Origin of the sequence: Marinobacter sp. BW6 (assembly GCF_008107725.1) — a bacterium.
GTDB lineage: Bacteria > Pseudomonadota > Gammaproteobacteria > Pseudomonadales > Oleiphilaceae > Marinobacter.
The window spans coordinates 1-407 of sequence record NZ_VIRN01000053.1; the positions used below are offsets into that span (position 1 = coordinate 1).

A 407-nucleotide genomic window follows, 5' to 3' on the forward strand; every position below is an offset into this window, starting at 1 on the left:
ACCCACAACAACGAGGGCATGAACCGGGCGGTCAAGGATGTCGCCGTCAAGCATCTCTCCGGCAAGGAACAGATCACCGAAGGCATGCTCAACCATGTCGAGGTCGCCATCCGCGCCTATGATCCGTGCCTGTCCTGCGCCACCCACGCTCTCGGCCAGATGCCGCTGCAGGTGGAATTGTTCGGTGCGGACGGAAAGCTTGTCGACAGCAAAACGCAATGCGTGTGAGGACAAAGGAATGTTTCTGATCGGATACGGCAATCCGGGGCGTGGGGATGACGGGCTGGGACCGGCCTTTTCCGAAGGCATGGCCGCGCGATCTCTGCCGGGCCTGGAGGTCGACACCGATTACCAGCTGGTCGCCGAACATGCGCTGGCGATTTCCGGCCATGATGTGGTGATCTTTG

1 pseudogene is annotated in these 407 nt (G+C 60.7%); it reads left to right on the forward strand.

Annotation, left to right across the window (positions count from 1 at the left end):
• Positions 1-228, forward strand: a pseudogene (locus tag FMN52_RS19790) (Ni/Fe hydrogenase subunit alpha); the annotation flags it as partial.
• Between the last annotated feature and the right edge of the window lie 179 nt (positions 229-407).